The organism is Tenacibaculum todarodis, assembly GCF_001889045.1.
Lineage (GTDB): Bacteria > Bacteroidota > Bacteroidia > Flavobacteriales > Flavobacteriaceae > Polaribacter > Polaribacter todarodis.
Genome location: NZ_CP018155.1, coordinates 2377508 through 2394313, shown reverse-complemented (window position 1 = coordinate 2394313; position 16806 = coordinate 2377508). Strand labels below are relative to the sequence as shown.

Genomic DNA, 16806 nt, shown 5'->3' with positions numbered 1-16806 from the left:
ATTACATTTGTTACTTATGCTTGAAGTAAAAAAATTATCCATCTCTTTTAACAACAATACCGTTGTACACAATCTTAATTTTAAATTACAGAAAAATAAAATTTTGGGTATTGTTGGTGAAAGCGGAAGCGGAAAATCGGTAAGTTCTTTAGCGTTATTAGGTTTATTACCAAAACAAGCAACTATTGAAGGCGAAGTTTTGTTTGAAGAAAACAACCTTTTAAGTTATTCTGAAAAAGATTTTCAGCAAATAAGAGGAAACAAAATAGCCATGATTTTTCAAGAACCAATGAGTTCTTTAAATCCAACGTTAACTTGTGGCTTTCAAGTGGCAGAAATTTTACAACAACATACCCAACTTTCTTCAAAAGAGATAAAAGCAGCTGTTCTTTCTCTTTTTGAAAAAGTAAAATTACCAAGACCAGAAGCAATTTTTAGTTCATTTCCACATCAAATTAGTGGCGGACAAAAACAACGTGTTATGATTGCCATGGCAATTGCATGCAAACCACAAATTTTAATTGCTGATGAACCAACAACTGCATTGGATGTTACGGTTCAAAAAGAAATAATTTTTTTACTGAAAGAATTACAGCAAGAAAATGGAATGAGTATTTTATTTATAACGCACGATTTAGCCTTGGTTTCTGAAATTGCTGATGAGGTTCTTGTAATGTACCAAGGAAAAGTTGTAGAAAAAGGCACCGCAAAACAGGTTTTTAAAAATTCGAAGGAAAACTATACAAAAGCCTTAATCAATTCTAAACCCAATTTAGAAGAGCGATTAAAAACGCTTCCGACTGTAACAAATTTTATTGAAGAAACGGTAGATTCAACTATTTACACAAATGAAGAACGCGAAGCTTTTCATCAAAAAATATATGCTAAAAAACCCTTATTAGAAATTATTAATCTTGAAAAGCATTTTATTTCTAATGGTTCTTGGTTTGGTAAAAAAGAGATTGTAAAAGCTGTTAATGATGTTTCATTTAAAATTTATGAAGGTGAAACTTTAGGTTTGGTTGGAGAATCTGGTTGCGGGAAAACTACTTTAGGACGCACAATTCTTCAACTTGAAAAAGCAACATCTGGACAAATTTTTTACAACGGTAAAGATATTTCGAACTTAAAAAATTCAGCATTTAAAAGTTTAAGAAAAGAGATTCAAATTATTTTTCAAGATCCTTTTTCATCTTTAAATCCAAGAATTTCAGTCGGAAAAGCAATTATGGAACCCATGAAGGTTCATAATATTTTATCTTCTAACAAAGAACGTAAAGCCTATGTTTTAGAATTGTTAGAAAAAGTAGGTCTATCGGCTGAACATTTTAATCGTTTTCCGCATGAGTTTTCTGGCGGACAACGACAACGAATTGGAATTGCAAGAACCATTGCATTACAACCTAAATTAATTATTTGTGACGAATCAGTTTCTGCACTCGACGTTTCAGTACAAGCACAAGTTTTGAACTTATTAAATCAGTTGAAGGCAGAATTCAACTTTACCTATATTTTTATTTCGCATGATTTATCTGTGGTAAAATACATGGCAGATCAATTAGTAGTTATGAATAAAGGGAAAATTGAAGAAATAAATGATGCTGATGTTATTTACACCAACCCAAAAACAAGCTACACAAAAACCTTAATAGATGCAATACCTAAAGGAATTTAACTTTTTTCTATCATAGAATTAATAGTATATTGCAATGTTATTTAAAATAAAAGAATTTATATGAAAATTATAGTCCCAATGGCAGGAATAGGATCGCGTTTGCGTCCACATACATTAACAATTCCTAAACCATTAACCGTTATTGCCGGTAAACCAATTGTACAACGTTTGGTTGAAGATATTACTTCGGTTGTGAATCAGAAAATTGAAGAAATTGCCTTTATTATTGGACCTGCTTCAAAAGGTTTTCCTGCAAATACTGAAGAAAAATTAAAAGAAATAGCCACAAAGTTAGGAGCAAAAGGTTCTGTATATGTTCAAAATGAAGCATTAGGAACTGCACACGCAATTCATTGTGCTAAAGAATCTTTAAGCGGGCCATGTGTTGTTGCTTTTGCAGACACCCTTTTTAAAGCAGATTTCACATTAGATGCAAATACTGATGGCGCAATTTGGGTAAAACAAGTTGAAGACCCAAGTGCTTTTGGTGTTGTAAAATTAAAAGATGGTGTAATTACTGATTTTGTTGAAAAACCAAAGAATTTTGTTTCAGACTTAGCTATTATTGGAATCTATTATTTTAAAGATGGCGATAAGGTGCGTGAAGAAATTCAGAATTTAATTGATAATGATATTAGGCCTTCTGGAGAATTTCAATTAACAGAAGTATTAGAATCTTTAAAACAACAAGGAGCACAATTTATTCCTGGAAAAGTTGATGCTTGGATGGATTGTGGTAAAAAAGACCCAACAGTAGATACAAATAAACAAGTTTTAGGTTTTGAACATGCAGACGGCAACAATTTAGTAGCTAAAGACGTTGTATTAGAAAATTCAGAAATTATACAACCTTGTTTCGTTGGTGAAAACGTAGTACTTAAAAACACTAAAATTGGTCCTTTTGTTTCAATCGGAGCAAATAGTGTGGTAGAAGATTCTACAATTGTAAATTCTTTAATACAAAGCAATGTAGAAATTTCAAACGCCAATTTAGACAATGCAATGATTGGTAATAATGCAAAATATAATGGTAACTACACATCCGTAAGCATAGGTGATTATACAGAACTTACATAAAAATATAGTTAGAAGTTGGAAGTTGGAAGTAAGCAAAAAGGCATTATTGTCTTTTTTCTTACTTCTGTTTTCTTTTTGCGCTTTTTCTCAAGATAGTATTCCGGCAAATATTCCCGTTACTGAGAAAAAGAATTTAGAATTTCAAGAGTATTTCTTTAAGGCACTTTCAGAAAAATCCATTAGAAATTATCAAAAAGCAATCGATAATTTAGAGGAATGCAACACATTAATTCCAAATAATAAGGCAGTATTGTTTGAGTTATCTAAGAATTATTTATTACTAAACAAACCTTTTGAAGCCTTAGAATACGGAAACTTAGCCTTAGAAAAAGATCCAGAAAATCTATGGATTTTAGAGCATCTTGTTGCTATAAATAAAAAAGATAGAAATTATAAAGACGCTATTAAACTACAAGAGAAAATAGCTAAAAAACATCCAAAGAAAAAACAAGCTTTAGTTTTTTTACATTTACAAAACAGAGATTTTGTTTCCGCAAAAAAAACATTGAATGAACTTGAAAATGAAAAATTGCTATCTGCCAGATTACGAAGAATTAAAGCAAATTTAGAAAAACCTAAAGCAGTTAAAAAGACAAAGGAATTAACAAAAACAAACCCACAAAATTTAGATTTGGTAAAGCAGTTTGAAAGTGATAAATCTTTTAACTCCTTAAAAAAATTATTAGAGAAATTAGATTCTAATAATGATACAGAACTAGTAAAATATAGCCAAAACGGAATCGGTTTGTTCCCAGCGCAACCCTTTGTGTATTTAATGAATGGAAAAGCACTAAACAAACAAAAACAATATAAAAAAGCATTGGAAAGTTTACAAAATGGCATCGATTTTGTAATTGATGACCCAAAAACCGAAGCTATTTTTTATACAGAAATGGCAAACGCTTATCAAGGTTTAGGAAAAACCAAAGAAGCTGATAAGTTTAGAAAAAAAGCTAAACAATGAAAATTATAAAATATCTATTTGTTTTTACACTACTAATTACAGCATGTAAATCTAGTAAAAACACTGTAAATACTAACGCAATAGCTAAAAAAATGTCTGCAAAAAAAGTTGCAAAAAAACATCTCTCAAATAGTTTTAGTAAGAAAACTATTGATGCTAAATTGCGTGTAAAATTCAAGAATAACAAGCAAAATGAAAGTTTTTCTGTTAGGATGAAAATTATTAAAGATGAAGTAATTTGGTTAAAAGGTTCTAAAATTATTTCAATTTTTAAAGCGAAGATTACACCAACTAAAGTGAGCTATTATTCACCTTATGCTAAAAATTATTTTGAAGGCGATTACTCTTTAATTAAAGATTTTTTAGGAACAGATATTACTTTTGAAGAACTACAAAATATCTTTTTAGGGCAAGCAAAAATTGAAAATAAAGGAAAAGAACACACGGTAGAAATAGTTGACAACGCATATATTTTATCGCCAGAAGAACAATTAGCGCTGTTTGATCGATTTATTCATGTAAATCCAACTCATTTTAAATTAGATAAACATGTTTTGGTAAACGATTTAAAAGGTCAGAAATTAGATATTACGTATCCTAGCTACTTGCAAAAAGAAGCAGAGGTTTTTCCTGAAAATATTCTTATAAATGTTACTGAAAACAATAAGTTTACCAATATTGATATTGATGTGAAATCAGTAGTTTTTGACACCAAATTAAGTATTCCTTTTACAATTCCTTCAGGTTATAAAAAGTTAAATTTTTAGTGAATTCAAAAAGAAACATAGCATTTTTATTCCTTCTTTTAAGTGTTGGATTCTCTTCTTTCAGTCAAACTAGAAAGCAGTTAGAAGCACAACGAAAAAAGATAAACAAGGAAATAAAACAGGTTAATAAATTAATTTTTGAAACCAAAAAGAAAGAAAGAAGCGCTTTAGAAGATTTAAAAGATATTAATCAGAAAATTTCTGTTAGAAAAAAACTGATTAACACCATAAACTTAGAAGCTAAAGTACTTTCTAAAGAGATTTCTACCAATCAAAAAGAGCTAGCAAAACTTAACCAGAAACTTACAGATTTAAAGGCAGATTATGCCGATATGGTTTTTAAATCATACAAAAGTAAATCGCAACAAAGCAAAACTATGTTTTTGTTGTCTTCTCAAAACTTTTACCAAGCTTACAAACGTTTGCAGTATATGAATCAATATACTTCTTACCGAAAAAAACAAGGTGAAGAAATAGTTGTTCAAACAGAAATAGTTCAAAAATTAAACGATTCTTTATTGTATCAAAAACAAATAAAAGACACGTTGATTTTGGTTGAAAAGGAGCAAAAACAAAAGGTTGAAATTGATAAAAAGAACCAAGAACAGTTAGTTTCTAAAATAAAAAAGAAGGAAAAAAAGTATAAAAGAGAACTTCAGAAAAAAATTAAAGAAGAAAAACGCGTTGCTGGTAAAATTGATAAAATTATTAGAGATGCCATTGCTAGATCTAACAGAAATAGAAAAAAAGGCACAAAGAAATCTGCCGGATTTATTTTAACTCCAGAAGCAAAAGCATTAGCTGCAAAGTTTGAACAAAACAAAACAAAACTTCCTTGGCCTGTAGAAAAAGGCTTGGTTACAAGAAAATTTGGTATTCAAAAACACCCAACAATTGGCGGAATTACCATTAATAGCACAGGAATACATCTTACTACAGAAAAAAGTGCCAAAGCAAAAAGTGTTTTTAACGGTACCGTAATGGCTATTCAGCTTGCTTCCGAAGGAAAAAGATCTGTTTTAGTAAAGCATGGTAATTATATAACTGCTTATAATAATCTTGCAAAAGTGTATGTTAAAAAAGGTAGTAAAATTACTACTGGTCAAAATCTTGGAGAAATTTTTACAGATAAAGTTACTGGTAAAACTACATTAGTTTTTGTGTTGTATCAGAATACAAAAAAATTAAATCCAATTAGTTGGTTGTTAAAACGCTAACTTATTTATCTTTAAAACATGAAAAACGCTGCAAACTTTATAATTGTTACGGTTGCTATAATTACAACTTTAGTAATGGGAAAAGGAATTTTAATTCCGTTTGTGTTTGCGCTTATTTTTTGGTTTTTTACACGAGAAATTAGAAAAACAATCTACAAATTACCGTTTGCTAAAAAGTTTATACCTAAATGGTTAAGTAACATTTTAGTGTTTTCTATAATCATTTTATTTTTTGGTTTTATTTCAGAAATTATTACCAATAGTATTTCTAATTTAACAACTTCTTACAGCAAATACGAACCCAACGTAGAAAGAATTATTACCGATTTAGGTAGTTATTTTCAAATAGATATTTTTAAATCTATAAAATCTGTTGTTGGAGATTTTGATTACGGTTCTGTTTTAGGCGATGTTGCAAATGGTATTAGCAGTTTACTTGGCGATACTTTTATGATTGTTATTTATGCGCTATTTATCTTTTTAGAAGAAAGTAGCTTGAAGGTAAAACTAACAAAAATGTTTACTTCAAAAGAAAACTATAATCAACTACAAGAAATGCTAGGTAAAATTGAATTTTCAATTTCAAATTACTTGCGTTTAAAAACCTATGTAAGCGTTTTAACAGGTGTTTTAAGCTATATAATATTGATTATGGTTGGAATTGATTCTGCACCGTTTTGGGCGTTCTTAATCTTTCTTTTAAACTATATACCAACAATTGGTTCTTTGGTTGGTACGGTTTTTCCGGCGGTTTTTAGCTTAATTCAGTTTGGAGAGTTTACACCGTTTTTAATTGTATTAATTGCTGTTGGAGCCATACAAGTAATTGTTGGAAATGTAATTGAACCTAAATTATTTGGTAAATCTTTAAATTTAAGTCCGTTGGTAACCATTTTAGCCTTGGCAATTTGGGGGCAAATTTGGGGAATTACAGGCATGATTTTATCCGTGCCAATTACAGTAATTATGATGATAATTTTTGCACAGTTTGATAAAACAAAATCCGTTGCAATTATGCTTTCTGAAAGCGGAAATATAGATCAGTTTAGTAAAAAAATTACTATATAAATAAGGCTTTTAGCTCTGTAGCTTCCTTTGGGTTTAATTTTCCGGCAAGAATTAAACTTAGTTGTTTTCTTCGTAAAGCGCCTTCATATCTTTCTTTTTCTAAATCCGTTTCTGGTGTAATTTGTGGAATTGGAACTGGTTTACCTGTTTCATCAACAGCTACAAATGTGTAAATTCCTTCGTTTACCTTAGTTCTTTCTCCAGATTGGCGATCTTCTATCCAAACATCTGCATAAATTTCCATTGAAGATTTAAACGCTCGCGATACTTTAGCTTCAATAGTTACTACACTTCCAACAGGAACGGCTTTATTAAACGCAACATGATTTACAGATGCAGTAACAACAATTCTTCTAGAATGACGACGGGCTGCAATACTACAAGCTCTGTCCATTCTTGCAAGTACTTCTCCACCAAAAAGGTTTTCTAAATAATTTGTTTCTCCTGGTAAAACTAAATCGGTAAGTGTTGTTAAAGATTGACTTGGTGTTTTTGCGCTCATCAAAAAAATATTTTGCGCAAAGATAGGTTATTCAACAAAAAAATAAGCTTAGAAAAGGACTGGAATTAGTCTAACTTTTTAATTAACAACCAAGCGTCTTTAGATATCGTTTTTTGAATCTTATAAAGGCTGTTTATAGCATCATTTTTATCAGAAAAACTATTAAAAGTAACTTGTGTTAAACCCCATTTATTTTTCCCGATAACTTTAGCATTAAATCCTTTTTCTTTCAATTGATTTGCTTTTTTAGCAGCATTTTCCGGAAACTCAAATGCACCTGCAATTATATGAAAGTTTTTAGGCGTAGCTTTACTAACATTTAAGTTAATTGTTGGTAAAGGATTGTCTATTACAAATGTTGCTTGTTGTATTTTTTTAGCAACTTCTTGTTGTTGTTTTGCAAAATGTTTTTGTTGCTTATTTTGCTCATAACCAGACCAACCAGCAAAACCTAATGTTAATAAAATAGCAGCTGTTGCAGCATATTTTACAAATAAAGGAATTACTTTTTTGTTGTCTTTAGAAGTTGTTTCTACAACCGGAATTAATGGTTTTACTTCTTCTTTAAATCTTGTAATTGCAGAAGATTCAAAAGAAGCTAATCCAAACGATTCTGTTAAATAATTAACGGTTGTATTTGGTTCAAAAACAACTTGTTTTTCTTCGTTTAAAGATAATTTTCCAACTGAAGAAACTTCTATTGAAGATGTTTTTAAAGTTGTTTGCCAATTATTTACAGTGTCAGTTACGGTCTTTAAAGCCGCGTCAAACGATATATTTTCTGCTTTTGCAATATAATTCACCAACAAACCATCATTATGCTTTAAGTGTGCATTGAATGAAATTTGCTTTGCAGGTGGATAAAATGTGTGCGTGTAATTGTTAACTTTTGCGCCAATTCTATTGGTTACAAAACCTCCAAAATTTGGTACAATAACACAATCGTATCTGTATAATAAATCGTTGATGTAATTTGCTAATGGCATATTACAAATATATTAGAAATGGTGTTTAGTTTTACAATTGTTGTCCAAAAATTATCAACATTTTTTTGTATATTGATACTCAATTTTTTAACCCATAATGGGCATTAAAAAAAGCTATGTATACGGCTATTTTTTAGAAACATTGTTTTTAAAATTAACCTAGTTCGTAAAATTAAGAGAAATGAAAAAAGAAAAATTGCTGGCTGTATTAAGACTACAGGCCACAAATAATGTTGGAGATATTCTGGCAAAAAAACTCATTGCCACTGTTGGTGATGTTGAACAAATTTTTAAAGAAAGACCTGCAACACTTCAAAAAATAAACGGAATTGGAAGTTTAATTACGACTAATCTTTTTGATAAAAAAAATCAAATACTTGCTGAAGAAGAACTAGCTTATATTGAAAAAAATAACACTCAGTATTCTTACTTTTTAGAAGATAAGTATCCAAGTAATTTATCGCAATGTATTGATGCTCCTATTTTATTATTTAATGATGGAAATGTTGCACTTTCCGATAAAGTAATTTCTATTGTTGGTACCCGTAATATTAGTTCTTACGGACGTGATTTCTGCAATAATTTAGTGGCAGACTTAGCGGAATATAATCCAATAATTGTAAGTGGTTTTGCTTACGGAATAGATATTTGCGCACATAAGGCAGCTATAAAAAACAACTTGCAAACTATTGCGGTTTTAGCACATGGATTTGATCAGGTTTATCCGAAAACGCATAAAAAATATATTCATCAAATAAATGAAAAAGGCGGTTTTTTAACCGAGTTTTGGCATAATGAAAACCCACTGAGAGAAAATTTTTTAAAAAGAAATAGAATAGTTGCAGGCATTTCTAAAGCCACCATTATTATAGAATCTGCCAATAAAGGTGGTTCTTTGGTTACCGCAGACATTGCCAATTCTTACAATAGAGATGTGTTTTCTGTTCCTGGAAGAACTACGGATGTTTATAGCAAAGGTTGTAACAACCTCATCAAAAACAACCAAGCGCATTTATTAACTTCTGCAGAAGATATTGTAAAAATGCTAAATTGGGATATTAGCACTAAAACTGCTGCTCCAAAACAAGAAACGTTGTTTATTGAACTGGATGAAACCGAACAAAAAATATACGATTATTTACAAGAAAACGGCAAACAATTATTAGATGTTATCGCTTTAAACTGCCATTTACCAACGTACAAATTAGCTTCTATTTTGGTTCAAATGGAATTAAAAGGAATTGTAAAACCTTTACCAGGAAAAATGTTTGAAGTGTAAGCCTAAAAACCACAAAAATGTTAGCCCTGATTGGAGTGGCATCCTTTTTGTTTTTCACAAAAAGATATAACGGAAAGCAGGAAATAGCTTCTAAAAAAATTAAAACACAACTTCTTTTGTCTTATTTTTGAAAAAACCTTTTTTAAATGGCTTCCGAAGAAAAATTAATGTCTAAAAAAAAACCAGCTTTTCCTATTAGTGAAATGCTGAATGAATATTTAAAAAAACACAATAGAACTATAAAAATTCCTATTTTTTATGATGATTTACTGCGTTTTCAAGGATCTATAGTTGTTTATGATAAAAATGATGAAGATACACTTTGGGTAAGAACTTATTATAGCGAATTTGATAGAGCAGAAATTGATAATAGTTTAAAAAAAATCTACACACTTTTACATTCAGATGGTAATGATGATACAATTCCTTTCTTAAATATTGATGCTATAGATTATTGTACGTTTGGTAATTCTAAACCTTTTAGAGTAAAGGTTAGAAATATTTTAAATGATAATTACACCTATTTTTATGTAAAAAAAACAGATGCTTCTAGAGTTTATGGTTTAGAGTTAGAACATATTTTATCGCCACAAAACATGAACTTTTTAGTTTACAAAGACACGTTAATTGAAGAACATATTGCTGGTATTCCTGGAGACGATTTTATTAAAGATTTTTTACCAAAATGTACAGAATCTGAAAAAGCTCAGATAGCAAAAGAATTTGTAAAATTTAAAGAAAGGTGTTTTGTTCGTTTGTTAGGAGATATGCGTTCTTACAACTATGTAATTACACCAACGCACGATTTTGACCATATTGTATATAAAATAAGAGCCATAGATTTTGACCAACAATCTTTTGAAGGAAACCTAAAAGTTTACAATTTACAGTTTATGAAAGAAAACTTTAAAATGGTAGAAATGGTTGGTAAAAAACTACAAAACAGTTCTATTTTACAATATAAAATAGAAGAACGTTCCTTTATGGCAAAACGTATGATTACTGCACCTAAAAGAACGGCTCATTTAATAAAATGCATGAAAAATGATACTATTTCTTTTCCAGAAAATGTAACACAATTAAAGCAAGATTTAATTAATTATGTTGGAGATATTGCTTTTAAAAAAAACCAAAATATGGGAGAAATTTTAGAAACTATCCTAGAGTTTGTAAAACGTAATTATTTAAACATTAGTACTAAATAGTTTTTTTAGAAGCTAATTCCTGCTTTACGTTATATCTTTTTTATGAAAACCTTGTGTTAATCGTTTTTTTTTTTTTAGGTTTGAGTGTTTTTTATAGAATTTAGCTATTTCTTTAAAAAATATTGCTAGCAAACCCTAAAAAAAGAAAATTAAAAATTGCGCACTTTCTTTTATTAGTTTTTTTTAAGATCTTAAATCATGATCAAAAAGATAAATTTTAAAAAATTCATCTTTTTGATAGAACACCTATTTATTAATTTTTAAAAATAACAATTATGAAAAAAATATTAGTTTTAATTGCTGTTGTATTTACAACAAATGCCTTTTGTTTAAATAATAACATAGTTGAAGATCCTCATACTGTTTTAACTTCTTGTGGAACTAGTTTTGAATATGATGATTCTGGTATGTCTACAGATGAAATGTTTGACGCAGCAGAAAGTATTGAGTGGTTAGATTGTGAAGGAGGTAGAGAGATGCTACAGAATCTTCAATATGCATTTTAATTAATTCAAAATAATAATTGGTTTGGAGTTTCCAGACCAATTATTTATATTACAAACATAACGTCTATGAAAAAATATTTTACCCTTTTATTTTCATTTGCTGTTTTTATTTGCTGTGGACAAAATATAAATTACGAATTTACTTACAATGTTTCTGTACAAGCGGATGCTACAGATATAAACTCAACTTATAAAGAAAATATGACTTTATTTGTTAGTAAAACAGAAAGTATATATATAAGTCCTATCAAAATAATTGTAGATTCAGCTAGAATTGCTATTAAAAAAAGAGGTGGAAGTCTTTATGAACTTTCAGAAATAAAGAAAAAACACCCTAAAAACAGAATACAATCTTCCATAAAAAAAAGATACAGAACAAAAGAAACAACTTACCAAAAAAAGGTTTTAGCAAAAACCATTGAAATAAAAGAAAAAGTGCCTTCTTTTAATTGGAAAATAGCCAATGAAACAAGTACAATATTAGGTTACAAATGTCAGTTGGCTCTCTTAGCTTATAAAGGAAGAAATTATAAAGCTTGGTTTAGTACCGCTATCCCAATACAAGATGGTCCATGGAAGTTTTATGGGTTACCTGGATTAATTTTTAAAATTTCTGACAATAAAAATCATTATTCTTTTACACTTAAAGAAATTAAAAAAGGAACAGGTAAAATACCAAAACAATTAACAAAAAATTTGGTAATACAAACTACTTCTAAAAATTATAATAAAGCTGTTAAAGGGATTTTAAATGAGTTTGCAAATAAAGCAATTGGTGAAACTAGAGTTCGTTTAAAAAGAGATTTTAAAAAAATAGGTGAGAAAGGAAATCCAATTGAACTTGAAGATTAAGCTACTATATTCTTTATTAATAATTAGTAATTTTTGCTTAGGACAAACCGTCATTAAAGGTATTATTTTAGGGGAGCAAAATATTCCTTTAGAAAATGCAACTATAATTATTTCAAAAATAAATGATGAATCTATTATAGGGTATACTATTTCTAATATAAAAGGAGCTTATTCTTTAAGCCTAAAAAAGACTAATGTTGATAGTTTAAACCTTAAAGTGTCTTTTATTGGTTTTAATTCCAAGGAAAAAAAAATCTCCAACACTTCAGCAACCTATAATTTTTTATTATATGAAAGCAATGAACAATTAAAAGAAATAGTTCTAAAAAACAAACCAATTGTTCAAAGAGGAGATACTTTAAATTACTCGGTTAGTAAATTTAAAAATCAAAAAGACCAAGTTATAGCTGATGTTTTAAGAAAGTTACCTGGTATTGAAATACAATTAGATGGAAAAATTTTATATCAAGGAAAACCAATACAGAAATACTATATAGAAGGATTAGATTTATTAGAAGGTAAATATAATTTAGCTAACAACAATCTTCCTGTTGATGCAGTTTCTAGAATACAAGTATTAGAAAATCATCAACCTATTAAAATACTAGATAGTGTTGTCTTTTCGGATAGAGCATCATTAAATATAAAATTAAAAAAGAAAAACATATTAATTGGTTCGGCTGAATTAGGTACAGGTTTTACACCATTATTGTGGGATGCAAACATTACACCAATGTTTTTTTCTAAAAACAAACAAACTATTATAAGTTATCAAAGTAATAATACTGGTTATAATGCTAAAAAGGATTTAAAAGCATTAACTTTTGATGAGTTTATGCAACAACTGAAAAGTAAAGCAAAACCAATAAATTGGGTACAAATTTCTCCTATATCTAGACCTTCTTTCTCTGAAAAAAACTGGCTAGATAATTCTATTCATTTAATAAGTACAAACTACTTACAAAAATTAAAAAATCAGTATCAATTAAAAACAAATATTACTTACGCAAACGATTTTCAAAAAAAAGTAGGTACAGTAAACACAAGTATCTTTACCATAAATGATACCATAACTATTAATGAAAATAAAAAAAACGAACTAAAGTTTGATGAATTAAAGTCTAAATTTATTCTTGAAAAAAATACTAAAAAAGGGTATTTTAAAAACACATTAGATTATAATATTTCTTGGAATTCAGAAACAGGGAGTGTTAATAGTAATCAATTGAATCAAACAGTTCGTAAACCTAATTCTCAAATAAATAATAGTTTAAAGTGGATATTTCCCTTTAAAAAGAATTTAATAACAGCTAACTCTCAAGTATTTTATAATACAAACTCAAACACTCTTAATATAAAACCCGGTCAGTTTGAAAGTTTATTAACAAATGATAATCCTTATAACCAATTAACGCAAAAAGTATCACATCATAATTTTTATACAAATAATTCATTTGTTATCACAAAATTGTACAACCACTTTACCTTAAAACAAAAATTAGGGTTTGATTATCAAAAACAACAATTAAATAGTGGTGTTTTTATTGATAATTCTTCTGATAAAATTATTGATAATACTTTTGTAAATAATACTGTATTTACTGAAAGTAATTTTTACAGCTCAACATCCATTTTATTTGAAAACAACTTTTTTAAAGCTAAAATTGGGTTGCCTTTACGCTATTTAAAAATTAATAGAAAGGAAAAAAATACTTTTCAAAATAATAAACTTAATGAAGTTGTTTTTGAGCCAAGCATCAATTTATCAAAAGAAATTAATGCATTTTGGAATATAAGTACCGTAGTATCAAGAGAGAAAAATTATGGAAATTTACAAGAATTGTATACAGGATATATTATAAATAATTATAGAAATATAAAAGCATATACTTCGCAAATCCCTACAAACACAAAAATTAAAAATAAATTTAATATTGCTTATAAAAATCTTGTAAGAGGTGTTTTTGTTGATGGATATTTTATGAATACTCATAATACATCAAACCTAATATATCAATATGATTACGATAATAATGGAACTGTTTCAATTTCTTCTATTGAAAAAGAAAACACTCGTAAAAACTATAACTACAGTCTAAAAATAAGTAAATATTTATCGAACATAAATACAACTTTTGCAATAAAAGGTAGTTTGTTAATTTCAAAAAACCAACAATTTTTAAATAATACTTTAACTGAAGTAAGAAATCAACAAAAACAACTTATAACAACGTTAGATACCGATATTCTAAACTGGATAAACATCAACTCTAACATTACTTTAGTATATGCTGATAATTCTTATAGTAATAATCAATTACAGCAAACAAAAAGATTAAATTTAAATACAGATGCAACTTTTTTTATAAATGATAAACAACTACTTACTTTAAATTTTGAACACTATTCTAATAACTTAATTACCAATCAAAACAATAATTTTTTTAATGCAACGTACAGACGCACTTTTTCAAAAAAAAGAATAAATTTTGAATTAAAATGGAATAATATTTTAAACACATCTGTATATGAAAATATTTTTATTTCTGATTTTTCTACAGTAAAAACTACTTATCGTTTAAGACCAAGTCAAATAACAGTAGGTTTAAAATTTCGATTTTAATCCTCAACAACCTCCATTGGAGAATAAATTTTTACAGCATTTTTTAAAACCTCTTCTTTATTCAACGTCATTTTTTTAAGCTTATAATTGGTAAAATCTTCCATTTGAGAGGTGGAATGTTTATCGCCAATATTTGCATTAGATCCGTATGAATTTATGGTTTCTAATTCCACACCATTTTCTCCAAAACGGATTAATTCTATATGAGATTCTCCTGCAAAAGCTCTGTAAGTTTTGTCGGTTTCATTAACTTTTTTAGCATAAATTGCTGCTAAAACATCTGGCGCGCCGCCAATTGGTAAATTTACATTTCCACGAGTGTGTCTTTGTAATTCACCCAATTCTATTTGTAAAGAACCATAGTTTTTTAACAATTCTTCTTTAGCTTTTGTAATTCCAAAAACACAATCTTCTAAAGTGATAGAACCTCTTCTAACTTCTCTACCTTCATCTATTCTTTTTTGATTTAAATGCATCCAAGTTAAAATATACAAAGCAGCAGTTTTATTGGTTTTATCGGTTTTTCTATCCCAAGTATTTAATAGGGTAATTGCGTCAGAAATTTCTGGATAATCAGACGGATTTAAATGCATTAAATCCTCTAAATTTAACGCAGTTCGTGTCATCATTTTCTTTGGATATTGGTTATCGTATTTTATGGTTTTAAAGTCTTCATAAGAAATAGAATCGTATTGTTCCATCAACTCTAAAAAACGAGAACTTCTATTGTTTTCCATTCCTGTAATTTGATAACCCATTCGTTTATTCAACGTAGTTTCTTTAAAATTATTGACAGAATCCGTTGCCGAAAATGGCGAATTATTAGTGTTAAAAACCCAACCGCTAGACGGATTTAAAACCTGCGGCAAACTATCAAAAGGTACCAATGTGTTATTCCATAAAGTTTTTGTAGTGTTTCCTGGCAATACTTTGCTCCAATCATAATCTGGATTTCTTTCCGGGAAACTTCCGTTACTTACATAATAAATATTGTCTTCTTTGTCTGCATAGACAATGTTTAGCGCTGCAATTCCTCTCATTTCAAGTGCTTGTTTAAATTCTTTAAAATTACTGGCTTTGTTCATTCTAAACCATTGTTCAGCCATTTTTATAGATTGACCAACCACAAAACGCCAAGCAAAAACGCCATCATCGGTTTTAAAAGTTGGTCCGTATTTGCTTCGATAAATAGTTCTTGAAATAGGAATTTTAACAGGTCCGAATTTTAACCAAGACCAGTATTTTTTTTCGGTTAATTCTACCCATTCATCATCAAATTTGTAAAAATCTTCTTTTTCTGGATGCATTTCAAGTTGATACACATCAGAAAAATCTGCATGATTTACCGTGTGCGCCCAACCTAAATTTTCGTTTGCTCCATGGAAAATACAGATTCCGCCAGCAAACGTTCCACCTAAAATATTCATTCCTTCTTCAGAAATTAAATGCGCTTCGTACCAAGAATACCAACCTTCCAACGGTTGATGAGAATTTACAGCCAAGTATGTTTTTCCATCCGTAGTTTTGTTTTTAGAAAAAGCAAAAGCGTTAGATCCTTTAGGAACATCGCTTTTTAAATCTTTGATAATTGTGCCGCCTAAAATCTTTTTTAAATCGTCTCCAGCATGTGAAACTTCTAAATTTCCTAACAAATATCCTGTAATAATATCTGCTCCTGTTAGCGGAAATAAATCGTCTAACAACACTTTTTCTGGATGCAATGTTGCGTACGCATTTACACCAGCTACAAAACTTTCTAAATATTTTTTAAAATCGCCTGTAACATCAGTATTGTATTTTTTATCAGCAATTTCTTTTAAACCCATAAATTTAATTCCGAAATCTGCCACCAAACCATCTTGACCTTTAATTTCTCCCAACATTCCTTTACAAGCTGCCATTAATTCTTGGAAGGTTACAAAATCGTCTTCGCATTGTGTCCATGCTAATCCGTAAGCAACTTCTGCATCGGTTTTAGCCATAATATGTGGAACTCCGTAGGCATCTCTTGCAATTTTATATTGGATAACTCTTTCCCTTCAGGTTTAGAAGAACAACTAAAAATGAGTGTTAAAATAAAGAAAT

At 28.9% G+C, this 16806-nt stretch carries 14 protein-coding genes; 11 read left to right on the top strand and 3 right to left on the bottom strand.

What is annotated here, in order from left to right:
* Window positions 1-16 precede the first annotated feature (16 nt).
* The 6 genes from LPB136_RS10970 to LPB136_RS10945 are packed head-to-tail and all read left to right on the top strand — an operon-like array spanning window position 17 to window position 6768.
* Window positions 17-1675 carry an ABC transporter ATP-binding protein gene (locus LPB136_RS10970; protein ID WP_072556368.1) on the top strand — a complete coding sequence of 553 codons (1659 nt, stop codon included), beginning with the start codon at window positions 17-19 and terminating at the stop codon, window positions 1673-1675.
* 60 nt (window positions 1676-1735) lie between these two features.
* Complete coding sequence (locus tag LPB136_RS10965; RefSeq protein ID WP_072556367.1) at window positions 1736-2752, top strand: sugar phosphate nucleotidyltransferase; 1017 nt, start codon at window positions 1736-1738, stop codon at window positions 2750-2752.
* A 22-nt stretch (window positions 2753-2774) separates the two neighbouring features.
* Complete coding sequence (locus LPB136_RS10960; protein WP_158009633.1) at window positions 2775-3716, top strand: tetratricopeptide repeat protein; 942 nt, start codon at window positions 2775-2777, stop codon at window positions 3714-3716.
* Window positions 3713-4483: a lipoprotein insertase outer membrane protein LolB1 gene (gene lolB1, locus LPB136_RS10955; protein WP_072556365.1), complete on the top strand. Its 771-nt coding sequence runs from the start codon at window positions 3713-3715 to the stop codon at window positions 4481-4483. Before LPB136_RS10960 ends, lolB1 begins: the two co-directional genes overlap by 4 nt.
* A complete protein-coding gene (locus tag LPB136_RS10950; protein ID WP_204218330.1) occupies window positions 4483-5700 on the top strand; it encodes a murein hydrolase activator EnvC family protein in 1218 nt (405 codons plus the stop codon). Before lolB1 ends, LPB136_RS10950 begins: the two co-directional genes overlap by 1 nt.
* Before the next feature lie 18 nt (window positions 5701-5718).
* On the top strand, window positions 5719-6768 hold the full coding sequence (locus tag LPB136_RS10945; RefSeq protein WP_072556364.1) for an AI-2E family transporter: 1050 nt from the start codon (window positions 5719-5721) through the stop codon (window positions 6766-6768).
* On the opposite strand, the gene LPB136_RS10940 is transcribed toward LPB136_RS10945, so the two are convergent.
* Complete coding sequence (locus tag LPB136_RS10940) at window positions 6761-7270, bottom strand: acyl-CoA thioesterase (protein ID WP_072556363.1); 510 nt, start codon at window positions 7268-7270, stop codon at window positions 6761-6763. The two genes, LPB136_RS10945 and LPB136_RS10940, sit on opposite strands and share 8 nt — an antisense overlap.
* 65 nt (window positions 7271-7335) lie before the next feature.
* Window positions 7336-8256, bottom strand: a complete 921-nt coding sequence (locus tag LPB136_RS10935; protein ID WP_072556362.1) for an HU domain-containing protein — start codon at window positions 8254-8256, stop codon at window positions 7336-7338.
* A 181-nt stretch (window positions 8257-8437) separates the two neighbouring features.
* Between LPB136_RS10935 and dprA the strand changes: the two genes are divergently transcribed.
* The 5 genes from dprA (at window position 8438) to LPB136_RS10910 (ending at window position 14721) form a co-directional block, all read left to right on the top strand.
* Entirely contained in the window at window positions 8438-9535 is a 1098-nt protein-coding gene (gene dprA, locus LPB136_RS10930) for a DNA-processing protein DprA (RefSeq protein WP_072556361.1), read from the top strand.
* Between the two features lie 146 nt (window positions 9536-9681).
* The gene (locus LPB136_RS10925; RefSeq protein WP_072556360.1) at window positions 9682-10740 is read left to right on the top strand and encodes a hypothetical protein; all 1059 of its coding nucleotides are present in this window, start codon (window positions 9682-9684) and stop codon (window positions 10738-10740) included.
* Window positions 10741-11015: 275 nt separating this feature from the next.
* Entirely contained in the window at window positions 11016-11246 is a 231-nt protein-coding gene (locus tag LPB136_RS10920; protein WP_072556359.1) for a hypothetical protein, read from the top strand.
* A 66-nt stretch (window positions 11247-11312) separates the two neighbouring features.
* Window positions 11313-12098 (top strand): GLPGLI family protein, encoded by a 786-nt coding sequence (locus tag LPB136_RS10915; protein ID WP_072556358.1) that lies wholly within the window; start codon window positions 11313-11315, stop codon window positions 12096-12098.
* The gene (locus LPB136_RS10910) at window positions 12088-14721 is read left to right on the top strand and encodes a carboxypeptidase-like regulatory domain-containing protein (RefSeq protein WP_072556357.1); all 2634 of its coding nucleotides are present in this window, start codon (window positions 12088-12090) and stop codon (window positions 14719-14721) included. The genes LPB136_RS10915 and LPB136_RS10910 overlap by 11 nt, the downstream gene beginning before the upstream one ends.
* Here the strand turns inward: LPB136_RS10910 and LPB136_RS10905 are convergent.
* Window positions 14718-16736, bottom strand: a complete 2019-nt coding sequence (locus LPB136_RS10905) for a penicillin acylase family protein (RefSeq protein WP_418361248.1) — start codon at window positions 16734-16736, stop codon at window positions 14718-14720. The two genes, LPB136_RS10910 and LPB136_RS10905, sit on opposite strands and share 4 nt — an antisense overlap.
* Window positions 16737-16806 lie beyond the last annotated feature (70 nt).

Coding starts and splice junctions, on each gene's coding strand:
- LPB136_RS10925 (WP_072556360.1), top strand. CDS start 9,682: ATGGCTTCCGAAGAAAAATTAATGTCTAAAAAAAAACCAGCTTTTCCT.
- lolB1 (WP_072556365.1), top strand. CDS start 3,713: ATGAAAATTATAAAATATCTATTTGTTTTTACACTACTAATTACAGCA.
- LPB136_RS10945 (WP_072556364.1), top strand. CDS start 5,719: ATGAAAAACGCTGCAAACTTTATAATTGTTACGGTTGCTATAATTACA.
- LPB136_RS10940 (WP_072556363.1), bottom strand. CDS start 7,270: ATGAGCGCAAAAACACCAAGTCAATCTTTAACAACACTTACCGATTTA.
- dprA (WP_072556361.1), top strand. CDS start 8,438: ATGAAAAAAGAAAAATTGCTGGCTGTATTAAGACTACAGGCCACAAAT.
- LPB136_RS10935 (WP_072556362.1), bottom strand. CDS start 8,256: ATGCCATTAGCAAATTACATCAACGATTTATTATACAGATACGATTGT.
- LPB136_RS10970 (WP_072556368.1), top strand. CDS start 17: ATGCTTGAAGTAAAAAAATTATCCATCTCTTTTAACAACAATACCGTT.
- LPB136_RS10920 (WP_072556359.1), top strand. CDS start 11,016: ATGAAAAAAATATTAGTTTTAATTGCTGTTGTATTTACAACAAATGCC.
- LPB136_RS10915 (WP_072556358.1), top strand. CDS start 11,313: ATGAAAAAATATTTTACCCTTTTATTTTCATTTGCTGTTTTTATTTGC.
- LPB136_RS10965 (WP_072556367.1), top strand. CDS start 1,736: ATGAAAATTATAGTCCCAATGGCAGGAATAGGATCGCGTTTGCGTCCA.